The sequence below is a fragment of the Xanthomonas sp. NCPPB 3442 genome, assembly GCF_056725145.1.
Window position 1 is genome coordinate 3240334 of sequence record NZ_CM161514.1, and the last position, 15191, is coordinate 3255524.

The window sequence follows — 15191 nt, forward strand, 5'->3', positions numbered from 1 at the left end:
ATTACACGCCCTTCTGGATCACGCCGTAAAACACCATCAACGCCGTCACTGCAATCCACACGATCGTGAGCGGAATGAAGACCTTCCAGCCCAGACGCATGATCTGGTCGTAGCGGTAACGCGGGAAGCTGGCGCGGAACCAGATATAGGCGCTGGCGAAGAAGAACACCTTCATCAGCAGCCACGGCCAGCCGCCCTTCCACAACCAGTCGATCCACGGCGAAACGTCCGCATTGACCCAGCCCTGGATCGGGCTCAACCAACCGCCGAGGAAGAAGATCGAGATCAGGAAGCTGACCAGGATCATGTTGGCGTATTCGGCCAGGAAGAACAGGGCGAACGCACCGCCGGAATATTCCACCATGTGACCGGCGACGATTTCCGATTCGCCTTCCACCACGTCGAACGGCGCGCGGTTGGTTTCGGCGACGCCAGAAACCCAGTACACGATGAACAACGGGAACAGCGGAATCAGGAACCAGTCGAAGAAACCGGAGTTGCCGGCCTGCGCGAACACGATCTGGCTCAGGTTGACGCTGCCGGAGGCAATCATCACACCGACCAGCGCAAAGCCCATCGCGATTTCGTAGCTGACAACCTGCGCGGCCGAACGCATCGCGCCCAGGAAGGCGTATTTCGAGTTCGATGCCCAGCCAGCCAGGATGATGCCGTACACGCCCAGCGAGGTCATCGCCAGCAGATACAGCAGGCCGACGTTGGCATTGGACAACACCAGCTTCGCATCGAACGGCACCACCGACCATGCGGCGAAGGCCGGCGCCAGTGTCAGCAGCGGTGCGATGACGAACATCGCCTTGTGCGAGCTGGTTGGCTGCACGATTTCCTTGAACAGGAGTTTGAAGACGTCGGCGAAGGCCTGGAAGATGCCCATACCCACGTACATGGGCCCATGGCGCACGTGCATCCAGCCGATCAGCTTGCGCTCCCAGACCACGTAGAAGGCCACCGCCACGATCACCGGCACGGCGATCAGCAGGATCTTCAATACCGACCACAGCACCACGCCGCCATCGCCCAGCCCCAGGAACCACTGGTGCAACGGGTCGACCAGGTTCAACAACAATTCGTTCATGCAGCCACCACCGTTACACGACCGGCACCGAGCGGCGCGGTTGCGCCATGGCCGGATTCGATCCACACCGTGCCCGGTGCGACGCGCTTGTCCAGCACCACCGGCAACGTTGCCTTACCGGCATCGGTACCGACCTTGACCATCTGACCAGCCTGGACCTGCAACTGCGTCGCCTGCTCCGGATGCATCGCCACGCACGGCGCGATGTTGAGCGGATGCGACTGCAGCGCAGCGGCCCGACGCACCACCGCATCGGTGCGGTAAATCGCAGCAGTTGCAGCGACTTCCAGCCCGTTGCTGGCGGCCGCTGGTTGCGCCGACGCCGTTGGCGTCACGTTGCGGTTCTGCATGCCGGCGCGCAGGCCGACCAGGTCGATGAATTCGAAACCGGGCAGACCCAGTTCACCGCCAAGTGCACGCAACACGCGCCAGCCCTCGCGCGCTTCGACCGGCAGGCGGCCAGCAGCACGTGCAGTCTGTACGCGGCCATCGAGATTGGTCAGCGATGCATCGATCTCCGGTAACGCACCGATCGGCAGAATCACATCGGCCACATCGCGCGTCGACGCACAGGCGAACTGGCTGAAGGCAACCACCTTGGCGCCTGCCAGCGCGCTGCGTGCAGCGGCGGCGTCGGCAAAATCCAGGCCTGGCTCGATGCCGTACAGCATGTACGCCTGACGCGGCTGGGCCAGCATGGCGGCGACATCGCGCGCGGTCGGCAGCACGCCCTGCGCCACCAGACCCACGGCATTGGCGCCTTGCGGGATGCGGCACAACGATGCGCCGGTTGCGGCAGCGAAGTCGCGTGCAGCGGCACGCAACGCGGCAGCCTGCGGATGATTTTCGGCCAACGCACCGACCACGATCACGGCGCGGCTTGCAGCCTTGACCGCATCGCGCAGCGTCGCATCGCTCAGTGCACCCGCCAACTGCGACGGCGCCACCACGGTGCGGCTGGCCTGGGTGAAGGCGAAATCGAAGTCGACCGGGTTGACCGAGTGAATCTGCGTACGGTTCTGGATATGCGCCTTGCGCAGACGTGCGTGCAGCAACGGCAGCTCATGCCGCACATTGGTGCCGAACAACACCACCACGTCAGCCTGTTCGATCTCCGCCAGCGGCGTGGCAAACGCTTCGGCTACCGCAGCGTCGGAGAAATCACGGTTGAGCAAACGGTGGTCCAGGTTGCCGCTGCCCAGACCTTCGGCCAGACGCGCGAGCAATGCGCCTTCTTCGTTGGACGTGGACGGATGCACCAACACCCCGAGCTGATCGCCGGCGTTTTCGCGCAGGATCTGCGTGGCGGCGGCCAGACCTTCGGCCCAGCTCACTTCAGTCCACTGCCCGTTAACCTTCTTCAGCGGCTTGACCGCACGGTCTTCGGCATACAGGCCCTGATGCGAATAACGGTCGCGGTCGGAGAGCCAGCATTCGTTGACTGCCTCATTCTCACGCGGCACGGTGCGCAGCACTTCGCCACGACGCACGTGCAGGAACAGGTTCGAACCCATCGCATCGTGGTAACCCAGCGATTCGCGCGCCATCAGTTCCCACGGACGCGCGCGGAACTGGAACACCTTGTTGGTCAGCGCGCCCACCGGGCAGACGTCGATGACGTTGCCGGAAATCTCGGTGGTCAGCGGCTTGCCGTCGTAGGTGCCGATCTGCAGGTTTTCGCCGCGATACATGCCGCCCAGCTCGTAAGTGCCGGCGATATCAGCGGTGAAACGCACGCAACGGGTGCACTGGATGCAGCGGGTCATCTCAGTGGCGACCAGCGGACCGATGTCCTCGTCCGGCACTACCCGCTTGCGCTCGTTGAACCGGCTGACCGAACGGCCGTAACCGAGCGAAACGTCCTGCAGTTCGCACTCGCCGCCCTGATCGCAGATCGGGCAGTCCAGCGGGTGGTTGATCAGCAGGAATTCCATCACGCTGCGCTGGTACTTCAAAGCCTTTTCGCTACGCGTGGTGACCTTCATGCCGTCCATCACCGGCGTGGCGCAGGCAGGCGACGGCTTGGGCGACTTTTCGACATCGACCAGGCACATGCGGCAGTTGGCCGCGATCGGCAGCTTCTCGTGGTAGCAGAAGCGCGGAATCGGGATGCCGGCCTTGTCGGCCGCCTGGATGATCATCGAGCCCTTCGGCACGACCAGACTCTGGCCGTCGATCTCGACGGTCACATGGTCCGGTGGCACGTTCGGGTTCACTGGTTGGGCGCTCATGCAGCCACTCCGACTTGCGTATCGACGATCGAACGACCGTTGACGATGTAGTACTCGAACTCGTCCCAGAACTGGCGCAGGAAGCCTTGAATCGGCCATGCCGCCGCTTCGCCGAACGCACAGATGGTATGGCCTTCGATCTGGCCAGCGACGGTGCGCAGCTGATGCAGGTCTTCCATCGTGGCCTTGCCGGCGACGATGCGCTCCAGCACGCGATGCATCCAGCCGGTGCCCTCGCGGCACGGGGTGCACTGGCCGCAGGATTCCTTGTGAAAGAACTGCGAGATGCGGCAGGCGAAACGCACGCAGCAGACGCTGTCGTCCAGCACCACGATGGCACCCGAACCCAGGCCGGTGCCGAGCGCACGCAAGGTGTCGTAGTCCATCTGCAGGCCAGCCACCTGGTCGGCCTTCAGCACCGGCATCGACACGCCGCCAGGCACCACGCCCTTGAGCTTGCGACCCGGGCGCAGCCCGCCGGCCATTTCCAGCAGTTCGTCGAAGGTGGTGCCGAGCGGCACCTCGAAATTGCCGCCCTTCTGCACGCAACCGGACACCGAGAAGATCTTCGGGCCGCCGTTCTTAGTCTTGCTCAAACCGAGAAACCACTCCGGGCCATTGCGAATGATCGCCGGCACCGACGCATAGGTCTCGGTGTTGTTGATGGTGGTCGGCTTGCCGTACAGGCCGAAATTCGCGGGGAACGGCGGCTTGTAGCGCGGCTGGCCCTTCTTGCCTTCCAGCGATTCCATCAATGCGGTTTCTTCGCCGCAGATGTACGCACCAGCGCCCAGCGCACCGTAGATGTCGATATCCACGCCGCTGCCGAGAATGTTCTTGCCCAACCAACCGTTGGCGTAGGCATCGGCCAGCGCCAGCTCGAAGTTTTCGAACGGCTCGTGGTGGAATTCGCCACGCAGGTAGTTGTAGCCCACCGTCGAGCCGGTGGCGTAGCAGGCGATCGCCATGCCCTCCACCACCGAATGCGGGTTGTAGCGCAGGATGTCGCGGTCTTTGCAGGTGCCCGGCTCGGATTCGTCCGAATTGCACAGGATGTACTTCTGCATCGTGCCCTTGGGCATGAACGACCATTTCAACCCGGTCGGAAAGCCCGCACCACCACGGCCGCGCAGGTTCGACGCCTTGACCATTTCGATAACATCGGCCGGCGGGATCTTCTCTTCGAGGATCTTGCGCAGCGCGGCGTAGCCACCGGTTTTCAGATAGCTCTCATACGACCACGGAGTGTCGTAGTGCAGGGTCGTGTAGACGACCTGATGCGGCTGCGGCGCCGGACCGACCGGGCCTGAGAGTGCGTGATGATGTGCCATGTCTTACTCCAGCCCGTCCAGCAGCGCGTCGACCTTTTCTTTCGTCAGATGCTCGTGATAGTGGCCATTGATGACCATCATCGGCGCCGCGGAGCAGGCAGCCAGGCACTCTTCTTCGCGCTTGAGGTAGACGCGACCATCGGCCGTCGACTGCCCCAGCTTGCAACCCAGCTTCTTTTCCGCGTGGGCCAGCAGATCCTCGGCGCCATTGAGCCAGCAGCTGATATTGGTGCAGAACGCCACGTTATGGCGGCCGACGCGTTCGGTCTCGAACATCGAGTAAAAGCTGGCGACCTCATAAGCCCATACCGGCGGCAGCTCCAGGTACTTGGCTACGCCCACGATCAATTCGTCGGTCAGCCAGCCCTGGTTCTGCTCTTGCGCGGCGTGCAGACCCTGCAGCACCGCCGAACGCTTGCGGTCCGGCGGGAACTTGGTCAGCCAGTGATCGATGTGGGCGCGCGTCTTGTCGCTCAGCACCACCTGCGGATCGACGTCGCGCGCCGCTTCGAAATTACCCGTCGCCTTCATCGGTCAACCTCACCGAAAACCAAATCGTAAGTACCGATCATCGCCACGACGTCGGCCAGCAAATAGCCACGCACCACCGCGTCCATCGACGACAGATGCGCAAAACCCGGCGCGCGCAGATGCACGCGGAACGGCTTGTTGGCGCCGTCGGACATCAGGTAGCAACCGAACTCGCCCTTGGGCGCTTCCACCGCGCTATAGGTTTCGCCGGCCGGCACGCAATAGCCTTCACTGAACAGCTTGAAGTGATGGATCAGCGCTTCCATGTCGTCCTTCATGCCTTCTCGGCTGGGCGGAGCGACCTTGAAATTGGTGACCATGACCGGGCCCGGGTTGGCCTTCAGCCACTTCACGCACTGTTTGATGATGCGGTTGGATTCGCGCATCTCGGCCACGCGCACCAGGTAGCGGTCATAGCAGTCGCCGTTGGTGCCGACCGGGATATCGAAATCCACCGCGTCGTACTTGGCGTAGGGCTGCTTCTTGCGCAGATCCCACTCGATGCCCGAGCCACGCAACATCGGACCGGTCATGCCCCAGGCGCGTGCCAGATCCGGGCTGATGATGCCGACGTCGACGGTACGCTGCTTCCAGATGCGGTTATCGGTCAGCAGGGTCTCGTATTCGTCCACGCGTGCCGGGAAGGTATTGGTGAACTCCTCGAGGAAGTCCAGCATGGTGCCTTCGCGACCGGCATTGCGCTTCTTCAGCGCCCCGCCCTTGTGCCAACGCGACTCCTTGTACTGTGGCATGCGATCGGGTAGATCGCGGTAGACGCCGCCGGGACGGTAGTAGGCCGCGTGCATGCGCGCGCCACTGACCGCCTCGTAGACGTCCATCAGTTCTTCGCGCTCGCGGAATGCATACAGCATCACCGCCATCGCACCCAGATCGAGCGCATTGGAACCGACCCACATCAAATGGTTCTTGATGCGGGTGATCTCGTCGAACATGGTGCGGATGTACTGCGCACGCTCGGGTGCTTCGATCCCCATCAGGGATTCGATCGCGCGCACATAGGCGTGCTCGTTGCACATCATCGAGACGTAATCCAGACGATCCATGTACGGAACCGACTGGTTGAACGGCTTGGACTCGGCCAGCTTCTCGGTGCCACGGTGCAGCAGGCCGATATGCGGATCGGCACGCACCACGGTCTCGCCATCCATTTCCAGGATCAGGCGCAACACGCCGTGCGCCGCAGGATGCTGCGGGCCGAAGTTCATCGTGTAATTGCGGATTTCCTGCTTGCTTTCGACAGGATTGCTCGCGAAGGCATCGGTTGCCTGGCGGAACTCACTCACTTGGCAGTCTCCGACTTGCCCACTTCACCAGCGGCAGTCTCATAACGGGCATCGTCGCGAATGACGCGCGGCACGCCGACGCGCGGCTCGACCGAGGTCACCGGCTCGTATACAACGCGCTTGCGCTCCTCGTCGTAACGCACTTCGACGTTGCCGATCAGCGGAAAGTCCTTGCGGAACGGGTGGCCGACGAATCCGTAGTCGGTCAGGATGCGGCGAAGGTCCGGGTGCCCATCGAACACGATGCCGAACAGGTCGAACGCCTCGCGCTCGAACCAGTTCACGCCCGGCCAGATATCGGTCAACGACGCCACCACCGGCACCTGCTCGTCCGGTGCGTAGCAACGCACGCGCAGACGCTGGTTGTGCTGGTAGGAAATCAGCTGTGCGACCACCGCAAAACGTTGCTTGGGCAGCTGCTGCGGCTGCGCGCCGGAAGAGCTTTCCTGGCTGGGGAACTCGCCCCAGGCGAAACGGCCGACGGCCTTGCCTTCGACGCCGCGACTGAAGCCCTGCGACGACACGTCGGCGGTATCCCACTCGTCGCTGCCGTAGCCCAGGTAATCGACGCCACACAGGTCGCTGAGCTGTTCGAAACCGAGCTCGTCACGCAGTGCAAGACAGGTGGCGTGCCAATCGGCGGCCGCGACTTCCAGCGTCACTTCGCCGCGCGGCAATGCCACGGCAATCTGCGCACCGGCGAAACGTGCCGCAAGTCGGTCAGTGAAGGAGGATGCTTGCTCTGCCATGGGGGCTTGGCTGCTCTCGGTAGAAGAAGACGGGTGTCAGCGCGCGATCGTCTGGGTACGCCAGATCTTCTTCTGCAGCTGCAAGATGCCGTAGACCAGCGCCTCGGCGGTCGGCGGGCAGCCCGGGACGTAGATGTCCACCGGCACGATGCGGTCGCAACCGCGCACCACCGAATACGAATAGTGATAGTAGCCGCCGCCGTTGGCGCAGCTGCCCATCGAGATGACCCACTTCGGATCGGGCATCTGGTCGTAGACCTTGCGCAGCGCCGGGGCCATCTTGTTGACCAGGGTACCGGCCACGATCATCACGTCGGACTGGCGCGGCGACGGGCGGAACACCACGCCGTAGCGGTCCAGATCCAGGCGCGAGGCGCCCGCGTGCATCATCTCGACCGCACAGCACGCCAGACCGAAGGTCATCGGCCACATCGAGCCGGTACGCGCCCAGTTCAGCAGCGCATCGACGCTGGTGGTCACGTAGCCCTTTTCGAGCAACGGGTTTTCGCCTTCCGGGCGCAGGATGTCCTCCACCCGGCCTTCCGGCATCGGGTTGGTCATCAGACTATCCAGGGTCTGAATCACTCCCATTCCAGCGCTCCCTTCTTCCACACGTAGATAAAGCCGAGGAACAACATGCCGACGAACAGACCCATGGTGACCAGCGAACGTGCGCCGATCTCCATGAACACCTGCGTCCACGGCACGATGAAGATGATTTCCAGATCGAACACGATGAACTGGATCGCGATCAGGTAGTAGCGCACATCGAACTTCATGCGCGCGTCTTCGAAGGCTTCGAAGCCGCACTCGTAAGGCGAGAGCTTGCGCGGGTCCGGGCTACGCGGACCGAGGAATCGACCGACCAACATCAGCACGATGCCGATACCGGTGGCGACGATCAGAAACAGCAGACTCGGCAAATATTCGGCCAGCACAGCGATTCTCTCTTGCCTCTGCCCGCACGCGCCGCGTGCCGGCATGGGGTGTAGGCAGACCCCGCGCGCGACAAGCGATGCGCAGGAACTGCAGCCAAACAATGGTGCCCAAGAGGGGACTCGAACCCCTACGACCTAAGTCGCTACCACCTCAAGGTAGTGCGTCTACCAATTCCGCCACCTGGGCATACGTTGCGCCGCTGGGCATCCCAGTGCGCAGCGTATTGTAACCGGCTTCAGCGTTTTTGTGCTGGTTCTGAAGCGTTTTCTTCGCTTGCTGCAGGCGCCGGCTGCGCCGGTGCGGACTGCGCAGGCGCCACTGCCGGGGCAGCGGCCGGAGCCGGCTGCGACGGAGCGGTCGGCACCGCACCTGCGGCCGGGGCCTGCGGCAACGGCTGGGTGAGCTCGCCGGCGGCGGCCGGAGCCGGGGTTGCCGACTGCGACATCACACCCAGGTTCTGATCCGTAGGACGTGCGCCGTGCGTGGCGTACCACGCCATGAACAGGCTGATGCTGAAGAACACCACCGCCAGCCACTTGGTCGACTTGGACAGGAAGTTCGACGCACCCTGCGAACCGAACACGGTGCCGGACGCGCCGGCACCGAAGCCGGAACCGGCCGCCGCACCTGCGCCACGCTGCATCAGTATCAGCGCAATCATCGCCAGGGCGACCAGCACGTAGACCACATTGAGGATCAACATCAGCATTTCGAAATCCGTCCCCGGACAAAACTTAATGGGTTAGCACGCGGCCGCCGCGCGTGCGATGGCCAGGAAATCTTCGGCGACCAGTGACGCGCCTCCGACCAGCCCGCCATCGACGTCAGGCTGCGCGAACAGCTCGCCGGCGTTGTCGGGCTTGACACTGCCCCCGTACAGGATGGGCAGCGAATCGGCGATTCTAGCATCCGCCTTCGCGACTTCGCCACGCAGGAAGGCGTGTACGGCCTGCGCCTGCTCCGGGGTCGCAGTGCGGCCGGTGCCAATGGCCCAGATCGGTTCGTAGGCCAGCACCGCGCCTGCGAAACCGGCGCTGCCGACCAGCGCCAGGACCGGGTCGAGCTGGGCACGTAGGATTGCCTCGGTCTGACCGGCTTCACGCTGTTCCAGCGATTCGCCCACGCACAGCACTGGAATCAGTCCAGCATGGATGGCGGCGGCAAACTTGCGTGCCACCAGCTCGCTGCTCTCATGGTGATACTGGCGGCGCTCGGAGTGGCCGACCAGCCCGTAGCCGGCACCGACATCGACCAGCATGGAGGCCGAGACCTCGCCGGTGTAGGCGCCCTTCTCATTACTGCTGACGTCCTGGGCTCCGAACGACAGGTGATGGGCCTCGAAATCCTCGATCAGGTCGCCGAGGTAAGGCAGTGGCGGCAGGATGACGACTTCGACACCCTCCAGGGGCATGTGCGCGGCCACCTTGGCCACCAGTTCGGTGGCGAAGGCGCGGCTGCCATGCAGCTTCCAATTTCCGGCAACGATCTTTCGACGCATCAGGCGCAGGTTCCTGAGTTGAAGACAGGCGACAGAATAGCCCAAGGGCTGGCAGCAACCGGCACACTTCTGTCCGCCAGATGTCCTTCCCCTCCCCTTACAGGAACCTGCCATGTCCGTTTCGCCTGTCTTCGCCTTGATCACCGGCGCCTCCAGCGGCATTGGCCGCGAGATTGCGCGCGCATACGCCAGGCGCGGCGTGCCGTTGATCCTGACCGCACGACGGGTGGACCGGCTGCAGGCATTGGCCGAGGAATTGCGCAGCACGGTTCGGGTGGAAGTGCTGCCGGCCGATCTGGCCGACCCTGCCGCGGCCGAGGCGCTGGCAACGCAGATCCAGCGCAACGGCTGGACCGTGGGCACGCTGGTCAACAACGCCGGTTACGGCGTGCCGGGCCGCTACCTGCATCACGACTGGGCCACGCATGCGCGCTTCCTGCAGGTGATGGTGGGCGCGGTGTGCGAACTGACCTGGCGACTGCTGCCGATGATCCGTGCCAGCGGCCAGGGCCGCATTCTCAACGTGGCCTCGTTCGCCGCACTGACGCCCAGCGCCGATGGGCAGACCCTGTATGCGGCCAGCAAGAGCTTCATGCTGCGCTTCAGCGAATCGCTGGCGCTGGAAAACGCCGATTGCGCGGTCAAGGTCTGCGCGCTGTGTCCGGGCTTTGCCTGGTCCGAATTCCACGACGTGACCGGCACCCGCGAGGCGATGTCCACCCTGCCCGCCTGGGCCTGGCTGCAGGCCGATGCAGTGGCCGAATATGGAATCGCCGCACTGGAGCGAGGCCAGGTGCTGGCGGTACCGGGCTGGCGCTATCGGCTGGTCAACGCAGCACTGCGGCTGTTGCCGCATGCGTTTGCCCTACGCCTGATGGCGCGCGGCTCGCATCGGGTGCGGCCGCTGGACTGATGCATCGGCAGGCTGCGTGTGCAGGCCATATCGCCTGTGCTCGGCAGCGCTTCGTGCCCGCCTTCGACCCGGGCGACCGGAGGGCTTGCGACGACTACGCAAGCGCATGTATCGAGCGTCAGATGATTTGGATGCACGCGCATGCCAGCGCAAGTCGGCATCAGCTCACGCACCTTCCCGCCAACGCTAAACCACCCGCTTGCTTCAGTGGTTGACGATCTCGCCGTGCATGACCGCCAGACGCGCCAGCAGGCGGTTTTGCGTGCGACGCGGAATCTTGCGCTGATCCATGGCCCAGTTCAGATCCTCGACCAGGGCATTGAAGTCGCCTTCGCGGATGGCCAGGTGCGCGTGCGCCTGCTGCATCGATTTGGCGGTGTCCGGGCATGGGCCGTCGGCGACATGGCAGAACTTCTGCACCAGGCGCTCGTTGAGCATGACGATATTGACGCGCGCGAATTTATCGACGATGCGTGGGTCGTCGGCGATGCGAAAGAGCATGGTTTCCACCAGCGCTTCGATGCCGGCCTGCCCGCCAAGTTCGTCGTACAGCGTCTGCCGCGATTGCGTGCTGGCGCAGGCGCCCGTCAGGCCCAGCACGCAGAGCAGCGACCAGCGCAGCCATCGGTTCATCAGAACGCCACCTGCAAGGAGAGATAAGGGCCGCGCTGATCGGCAAGCGTGGCGATGTCGCCAAGATCGGCGAATGCAGCGGTCAACGAGACATGCTTGCTCGGGAACCAGGCAACGAATGCATCTGCCCACGCTTGCTCGCGCGCAAAGCCGAGGTTATTGGGTTTGTCGCGATATTCCACACCCACTGCCCAGGACGGCGACAGCACGACGGCGGCGCTGACTTCCGGAACCAGGCGATAGCTGTTGCGGCGATCGCCGCCGAAGCCGAGCAAGCCGGCCTGGTTGGCGCGGGTAGCGCGCAAGGTGCCGTTGAGCAGCAGCTGATATCCAGCAGCGCCCTGCAGCAACAAGCGGCTTGCGCTGACATAGATGTCGGTGCCGTGATCGTCGCGCGCACCGATCGCCAACGGCAAGGTGCCGTTGCGCAGGCGTTTGTACTGCACGCCCAGGCTGACTTGTGGCGCATGTCCGTACACAAGGTCGCCGGCCACGCGCACCTTGGCACCGAACACGTCCTGGCCAAGCGCATTCCATGGCAAGCCGAGCCGGTCCTGCAAGGTGCCCAGATCCAGGCGCTGGCGGGCAAGCGACAGTTCCAGCCGATTGCCGACCGTGAGCGCGGCGCCCTGCACGTCGAGACGGTAATCGCCGCTGTCGACATGGGTTGCGAACGCGACGGTGCCAAGCTCGTCGCGCGTACCGTACCCGGACAACGTGGCCCACGGCACGATGCCGCCGCCGCTACTGCCTTCGATCATCGACACGCCGCCGGTGGCGAGCAGGCGCCCGTCGCCGGCCAGGGCATGCAGCGGCGCGAACACGCCGGCCACCGCAGCGGCAACAAGCGCAACACGCAGATGCCCGCTCATCGCTGCACTCCTGCATGCGCTGGCGTGGTGATGCCGAGTTGGCGCATGCACCAGGCCACCAGCGGCGCTTCTTCCAGCGGTGGCGAATACAGATAGCCCTGCACCATGTCGCAGCCGTAGCCGCGCAGCAACGCGAGGGCCGCGGCGTTCTCGACGCCTTCGGCAATCACGCTCAGCCCTAGGTTATGCCCCAGATCGATCGTGCTGCGCACGATGAAGGCATCGTCGGTGCCTTCGGCCAACTGCATGACGAAACTCTTGTCGATCTTCAATTCGTTCACCGGCATGCGCTTGAGTTGTGCCAACGAGGAATAGCCGGTGCCGAAGTCGTCGATGGACAGGCGCACGCCGACACTGCGCAATTGATGCAGCATGTGCAGCGCGAATTCGACATCGCGCATCAGGGCGCTTTCGGTCAATTCCAGTGTGACCGACTGCGCTGGCACGGCATGATGCTCCAGGCAGCCGCGGACGAAGTCGGGCAATCCGGGATCGGACAGATCCAGTGCCGACAGGTTGATGGCCATGCCCAGTTCCAGCCCTTGCTTGCGCCATTGCGCCTGGCAGCGCAGAGCTTGGTCCAGCACGAAGCGGGTGAGCGGATGGATCACGCCGGAGTGTTCGGCAAGCGGGATGAATTCGTCCGGGCCGATCGGCCCTAGCACCGGGTGATGCCAGCGCACCAGCACTTCGACCTGTTCGACATGATCGGTGCGCAGACAAATCTTGGGCTGGAAGCGCAAGGTGAGTTCGTTGGCGCCGATGGCCTGACGCAGATCGCCGGTGAGGCGCAAACGCCGCAAATGCTGTTCGTCCTGGCCCATGCGGTAGACGCTGGCGCCGAAGGCGGCCGTCGTACCGACCTGCCGCCGTGCAATGTCGGCCCGGCGCAACAAGGTGTCGGGGTCGGCGCCGTGCTCGGGAATCAAGGCGATGCCGATGCTGGCTTCGAGCTGGATGCGCGCCTGCGGCAACACCAGCGGGCGGCGCAACTGCAGCAGCAGGCGCTGCGCATCCTGCTGCACGCTGGCCGCATCGGCTTGCGCCACCACCACCATGAATTCATCGCTTCCCAGCCGGCCCACCAGGTTGGGCTCCTGCACGACCTCCACCAACCGACGCCCGGCTTCCACCAATACCTGGTCGGCGAAGTCGTGGCCCAGGCTGTCGTTGAGTTCCTTGAAGCGCTCCAGATCCAGGATCAGCACCGCGGCGGTGCCACCGGATGCCACGGTCTGATCCACCACGTCCTTCAAGCGTTCCAGCAACCAGATCCGGTTAGGCAACCCGGTCAGGGCGTCATGGCGGGCCTGATGCAGGATGTGCTGTTCGCGGCTGGCGATCTGGTGCTGCATGCGCCCGAAACTGTCGGCCAGTTCGGCGAGTTCGCGGCCCGGCGGCACCTGCACGGCGGTGCGGTAATCGCCGCGCTGAATGCGCCGTGCGGCCTGCACCAGTTGCGCCACGGGTTTGCTCACGCTGCGCGCAAGAAAAATCGCCACGCCCAGTGCAGCGACCGTGGCCAAGCCTGCCAGCAGCAGGATCCGCAGCTTGAGGATGCGGTACGGCGCCACGGCGCGATCCAGCGATGCCTGCAAGGCCACCCGCACCTGGCTGTCGCCCTGGATCGATTGCAGCCTGACCAGATAACGCGACTCATCCAGCGTCAGCGGGATCGATGCAGCCTGCACCTTCTCGGCCAGGGGCAGCTGCTGCGCGAATTGGGCGCGCGCCGAGGGCTCCAGGGTGGAGGCCAGCACGCGCACCGGCGGGCCATCGGTAAAGAAGGTCGCATCCAGCCCGGTGGTGGTGCGGAAATCCTGCGCCAGGCCATCGCCGGATTCGTTGCCGATCCCAATCCAGCCGACCCGGTTCGGCGCCAGCACCTGCACCACCGCCAACCGCACGATGTGCTGATTCAGCGCCACCACACCGACCGCGCGTCCATCGCGCTGCGCTTGCTGCAGCAAGGCCTGCACCGCACGCAATTGTTCGGCCTGCGGCACGTCGGCCAGGCCGGTCAAGAATTGGCCATCGGGCGACAGCAAGAGCGCGGTTTGCGCCGACATGCGCGCGGCGTGGTTACGCAAGGCCGACTGCATGGTCGGCACATCGCCGCTTGCAACGGCCGCACGAAACCCGAAATCGTCGGCCAGCACCGACGCCGACTGCAGCAGCTGTTCGTCGCGGCGCACGTTGATGCGTTGCCAGACCCGCTGCCCGATCTCCAGCTCTTCGCCAAGTTGCGCCTTGACGCTGCGCTCGGTCGCCACCTGAACGGCAAGGAAGGTCAGCGCCTGGGTGGCAAGCACGACCAGCACGAGCAAGGCCGCGATGCGGGTATGCAGGCGCATCGGCCTCATGGGCGCGGCTTCTTCGGGTCGGCGTTACGGAACTTGTCCTGCAGGGCGCGCACGCGCGCATCCGGTGGCGCCACGGCCGGCGCGGCGCCGGTGGTCTGCAGGGTCACGCGGCGCTGCACTGGTTCGCGTGCGATCACCAACGGCTCGCTGCTGGCCGCGCCCTTGATGCGCGGGTGCCAGACCCGCAGCGTGTAATTGCCCGCAGGCGCCTCCAGCTGGGCGCGGCCATCGCTGCCGGTCTTGCCGAAATACGGCGTGTCCAGCACCACGATGTACCCCAGCATCCAATCGTGGATGTTGCAGCCGATGGTGACCAGACCCGCCTGGTCGAAACGCACCGGCGTTGCGGTGGTGCCTTGAAACAGCGGCAGCTCGAAGCGCTTGGCCGGAGAGAACGAATACACCTGGTGGCGAATCTGATCGTTGTTCGGAAAGCGCACCAGGGTGCCGGTGCGCACTGCGAGCACGGCAGGCACGAACTGCGAATTGACCTGATCCATCTCCGCAGTCTTGGCCGCGGCTGGCGGAGCCGGCCGCGCCGGCTCCAGGCTCACGACCGCATCGACCAGCACGCCGCCGGCATCGGCGACGGTCACATTGACCGCTGTCGCCGACACCGATCCTGCGCCGGCACAGGCCGCCAGCATCGACACGACACCCAGCCATTTGATCCATCGCATGCGCACGCCCCCAGCCCTGTGCAATCGGCAGCGGGCGCCAGGCGAGTCCGACGT

At 64.4% G+C, this 15191-nt stretch carries 15 protein-coding genes and 1 tRNA gene; 1 reads left to right on the forward strand and 15 read right to left on the reverse strand.

The genetic code is table 11. The annotated features are described in order from the left end of the window. Position 1 precedes the first annotated feature (1 nt). From nuoH to tpiA, 11 genes are all read right to left on the reverse strand, one after another. Complete coding sequence (gene nuoH, locus AC1POX_RS14015; RefSeq protein ID WP_008570972.1) at positions 2-1093, reverse strand: NADH-quinone oxidoreductase subunit NuoH; 1092 nt, start codon at positions 1091-1093, stop codon at positions 2-4. Then, positions 1090-3324, reverse strand: coding sequence for an NADH-quinone oxidoreductase subunit NuoG (nuoG, locus tag AC1POX_RS14020; protein ID WP_372356296.1), 2235 nt, complete (start codon positions 3322-3324; stop codon positions 1090-1092). The genes nuoH and nuoG overlap by 4 nt, the downstream gene beginning before the upstream one ends. Further along, positions 3321-4655, reverse strand: coding sequence for an NADH-quinone oxidoreductase subunit NuoF (gene nuoF, locus AC1POX_RS14025; RefSeq protein ID WP_372356297.1), 1335 nt, complete (start codon positions 4653-4655; stop codon positions 3321-3323). Before nuoF ends, nuoG begins: the two co-directional genes overlap by 4 nt. Positions 4656-4658: 3 nt before the next feature. Continuing rightward, on the reverse strand, positions 4659-5186 hold the full coding sequence (gene nuoE, locus AC1POX_RS14030; protein ID WP_003485548.1) for an NADH-quinone oxidoreductase subunit NuoE: 528 nt from the start codon (positions 5184-5186) through the stop codon (positions 4659-4661). Continuing rightward, on the reverse strand, positions 5183-6490 hold the full coding sequence (locus AC1POX_RS14035; protein WP_008570969.1) for an NADH-quinone oxidoreductase subunit D: 1308 nt from the start codon (positions 6488-6490) through the stop codon (positions 5183-5185). Before AC1POX_RS14035 ends, nuoE begins: the two co-directional genes overlap by 4 nt. Further along, positions 6487-7239 (reverse strand): NADH-quinone oxidoreductase subunit C, encoded by a 753-nt coding sequence (locus tag AC1POX_RS14040; RefSeq protein ID WP_008570968.1) that lies wholly within the window; start codon positions 7237-7239, stop codon positions 6487-6489. The genes AC1POX_RS14035 and AC1POX_RS14040 overlap by 4 nt, the downstream gene beginning before the upstream one ends. Positions 7240-7275: 36 nt before the next feature. After that, positions 7276-7830, reverse strand: coding sequence for a NuoB/complex I 20 kDa subunit family protein (locus AC1POX_RS14045; protein WP_005914280.1), 555 nt, complete (start codon positions 7828-7830; stop codon positions 7276-7278). Beyond that, complete coding sequence (locus AC1POX_RS14050) at positions 7821-8177, reverse strand: NADH-quinone oxidoreductase subunit A (RefSeq protein ID WP_003485539.1); 357 nt, start codon at positions 8175-8177, stop codon at positions 7821-7823. Before AC1POX_RS14050 ends, AC1POX_RS14045 begins: the two co-directional genes overlap by 10 nt. A 102-nt stretch (positions 8178-8279) precedes the next feature. Then, positions 8280-8364 (reverse strand) — tRNA-Leu (locus AC1POX_RS14055). Positions 8365-8413: 49 nt separating this feature from the next. Beyond that, on the reverse strand, positions 8414-8887 hold the full coding sequence (gene secG / locus AC1POX_RS14060) for a preprotein translocase subunit SecG (protein WP_014090525.1): 474 nt from the start codon (positions 8885-8887) through the stop codon (positions 8414-8416). 33 nt (positions 8888-8920) lie between these two features. Continuing rightward, positions 8921-9676, reverse strand: coding sequence for a triose-phosphate isomerase (tpiA, locus tag AC1POX_RS14065; RefSeq protein ID WP_008570966.1), 756 nt, complete (start codon positions 9674-9676; stop codon positions 8921-8923). A gap of 112 nt (positions 9677-9788) precedes the next feature. On the opposite strand from tpiA, the gene AC1POX_RS14070 reads away from it, so the two are divergent. Next, positions 9789-10589: an SDR family NAD(P)-dependent oxidoreductase gene (locus AC1POX_RS14070; RefSeq protein ID WP_127168187.1), complete on the forward strand. Its 801-nt coding sequence runs from the start codon at positions 9789-9791 to the stop codon at positions 10587-10589. 204 nt (positions 10590-10793) lie between these two features. Here AC1POX_RS14070 and AC1POX_RS14075 read toward each other — a convergent pair whose 3' ends face one another. The 4 genes from AC1POX_RS14075 to AC1POX_RS14090 are packed head-to-tail and all read right to left on the reverse strand — an operon-like array spanning position 10794 to position 15137. After that, positions 10794-11222 carry a group I truncated hemoglobin gene (locus AC1POX_RS14075; protein WP_372356298.1) on the reverse strand — a complete coding sequence of 143 codons (429 nt, stop codon included), beginning with the start codon at positions 11220-11222 and terminating at the stop codon, positions 10794-10796. Then, positions 11222-12094: a DUF3034 family protein gene (locus tag AC1POX_RS14080; RefSeq protein ID WP_008570963.1), complete on the reverse strand. Its 873-nt coding sequence runs from the start codon at positions 12092-12094 to the stop codon at positions 11222-11224. Before AC1POX_RS14080 ends, AC1POX_RS14075 begins: the two co-directional genes overlap by 1 nt. Further along, the gene (locus AC1POX_RS14085) at positions 12091-14457 is read right to left on the reverse strand and encodes a putative bifunctional diguanylate cyclase/phosphodiesterase (protein ID WP_218505873.1); all 2367 of its coding nucleotides are present in this window, start codon (positions 14455-14457) and stop codon (positions 12091-12093) included. Before AC1POX_RS14085 ends, AC1POX_RS14080 begins: the two co-directional genes overlap by 4 nt. Beyond that, positions 14454-15137, reverse strand: coding sequence for a methylamine utilization protein (locus tag AC1POX_RS14090; RefSeq protein ID WP_338339781.1), 684 nt, complete (start codon positions 15135-15137; stop codon positions 14454-14456). The genes AC1POX_RS14085 and AC1POX_RS14090 overlap by 4 nt, the downstream gene beginning before the upstream one ends. Positions 15138-15191 lie beyond the last annotated feature (54 nt).

Excerpts from the sequence above, each read along its gene's own strand:
- AC1POX_RS14040 (WP_008570968.1), bottom strand. The coding sequence starts at position 7,239 with ATGGCAGAGCAAGCATCCTCCTTCACTGACCGACTTGCGGCACGTTTC.
- nuoF (WP_372356297.1), bottom strand. The coding sequence starts at position 4,655 with ATGGCACATCATCACGCACTCTCAGGCCCGGTCGGTCCGGCGCCGCAG.
- AC1POX_RS14045 (WP_005914280.1), bottom strand. The coding sequence starts at position 7,830 with ATGGGAGTGATTCAGACCCTGGATAGTCTGATGACCAACCCGATGCCG.
- AC1POX_RS14075 (WP_372356298.1), bottom strand. The coding sequence starts at position 11,222 with ATGAACCGATGGCTGCGCTGGTCGCTGCTCTGCGTGCTGGGCCTGACG.
- nuoG (WP_372356296.1), bottom strand. The coding sequence starts at position 3,324 with ATGAGCGCCCAACCAGTGAACCCGAACGTGCCACCGGACCATGTGACC.
- AC1POX_RS14070 (WP_127168187.1), top strand. The coding sequence starts at position 9,789 with ATGTCCGTTTCGCCTGTCTTCGCCTTGATCACCGGCGCCTCCAGCGGC.
- AC1POX_RS14090 (WP_338339781.1), bottom strand. The coding sequence starts at position 15,137 with ATGCGATGGATCAAATGGCTGGGTGTCGTGTCGATGCTGGCGGCCTGT.
- secG (WP_014090525.1), bottom strand. The coding sequence starts at position 8,887 with ATGCTGATGTTGATCCTCAATGTGGTCTACGTGCTGGTCGCCCTGGCG.
- nuoH (WP_008570972.1), bottom strand. The coding sequence starts at position 1,093 with ATGAACGAATTGTTGTTGAACCTGGTCGACCCGTTGCACCAGTGGTTC.
- AC1POX_RS14085 (WP_218505873.1), bottom strand. The coding sequence starts at position 14,457 with ATGAGGCCGATGCGCCTGCATACCCGCATCGCGGCCTTGCTCGTGCTG.
- tpiA (WP_008570966.1), bottom strand. The coding sequence starts at position 9,676 with ATGCGTCGAAAGATCGTTGCCGGAAATTGGAAGCTGCATGGCAGCCGC.
- AC1POX_RS14080 (WP_008570963.1), bottom strand. The coding sequence starts at position 12,094 with ATGAGCGGGCATCTGCGTGTTGCGCTTGTTGCCGCTGCGGTGGCCGGC.
- nuoE (WP_003485548.1), bottom strand. The coding sequence starts at position 5,186 with ATGAAGGCGACGGGTAATTTCGAAGCGGCGCGCGACGTCGATCCGCAG.